The 1,346-nt window shown below is 53.9% G+C and carries 2 protein-coding genes; both read right to left on the reverse strand.

Annotated features, from left to right (window positions below; translation table 11 throughout):
- Positions 1 to 48 precede the first annotated feature (48 nt).
- Positions 49 to 690, reverse strand: coding sequence for a hypothetical protein (locus tag L2I46_RS29105; protein ID WP_204378140.1), 642 nt, complete (start codon positions 688 to 690; stop codon positions 49 to 51).
- Positions 691 to 862: 172 nt separating this feature from the next.
- The gene (locus tag L2I46_RS29110; protein WP_306414229.1) at positions 863 to 1,174 is read right to left on the reverse strand and encodes a HigA family addiction module antitoxin; all 312 of its coding nucleotides are present in this window, start codon (positions 1,172 to 1,174) and stop codon (positions 863 to 865) included.
- Between the last annotated feature and the right edge of the window lie 172 nt (positions 1,175 to 1,346).

The raw sequence follows: 1,346 nt of genomic DNA on the forward strand, positions 1-1,346 counted from the left end.
GAATGGGTTCATGTGCAGCTCCATCAGCAAAAGGGGATGATAAGTTTATCACCACCGACTATTTGCAACAGTGCCCTCGAAGTTGTAGCGAATGGGTAAGCCCCCTTCTTCCAGTACGTGAACCACACGGCACACGGCCCCGCTCTTTGAATTCACGGTATTGACCAGGCGAAGCACTCGGCTTGCATCCTTTGCCCCTGGATCAGCGCCCAGCTCGGCCAGCTTGTTGATTAGATGGGTTTGGCAAGCATTCCAGCGGGGCAGGGCTTGGCGAGGTACTGGCCTTTCCAGTAGCCATTTAGCCTGAATGCCACGCCCTGAATAGACCATGATGGATGGCTGCGGTATGCCTTCAGACTGGCAAAAGTACGTGATGGCCGCCGCCAGTTCTTCAGGCTTGCGACCTTGAGCCCAGGGCATCTTGTAGGTATCGAGATCAGCGAATAACAAACCAATCCGAAGGAGGTTCACGACTCGCCTGTTTGGCCGCATAAACTCGGCCTGTGATAGCCAGGTATCAAGACGATGATCAACAGCATTAAGGACTGTTGGCATCTGCTCAAGAGGGAAAGAGGATTGACGTTTGCCGGTTGGCCATTGCACCAGGAGCGAGAAAAAGCCCCTTGCGCTTGTGTCGTGATATGTTTCTGCCTCGTTCTGACCGAACAAGGACAACTGAGCTTGCGCCATTATTGATGCACCCCTAACTTGCCAAGGGGTACACTCCCGCTATAATAGGAGGTGCAACCCTTAGCCTTATCCAGGCTCCGGCACCTCGGTTGCCGCCAAGCTCACCGAAAGTGCCACCAAATTTAGACCCCGGTAAACCGCCCGCCAAGTTGGTTTCCGGGGTTTTCCCTTTCTATGCCGCTAACGGCCTCACCTGTCCTAGACGACTACGCAACGCCTCGTCATTCTCTGCGTCCCATAGATCCACGGCACTTTGCAGCCCTAGCCAGTATTCCGGCTCTGTTCGTGTAGCTGCTGCCAGGATAAACGCGCTATCGACTGTAACAGGCACTCGCCCGCGACATAGCTGATTAACGTGCTTTCTTGTCCATCCGGTATGGGTGGCCAAGTCTGTTTGAGTGATTCCGTACGGGGCCAAGAATTCCCTTTCAAGTATCTGGCCAGGTGTGGCCGGTCGTGATTGGTTCATGTAATAAGCCCTCATCAGAATGATGTGTTTTGAAGTGTAACCTAGTTGGTAAACTTCAACAATAGATCAGGCCCGCCCTGTAATAGGGGAGGGACTTGTCTCACAACATTGAGGCGATCACCTGGTTGAGCTGCTGCCGGTGCCTGGTGAGTTGGCCACCTGGTCGAGCTGCCGCCTGTAATAGGGG

It is taken from the genome of Klebsiella sp. 2019SCSN059 (assembly GCF_021739525.1).
Classification (GTDB): Bacteria; Pseudomonadota; Gammaproteobacteria; order Enterobacterales; family Enterobacteriaceae; genus Klebsiella; species Klebsiella quasipneumoniae.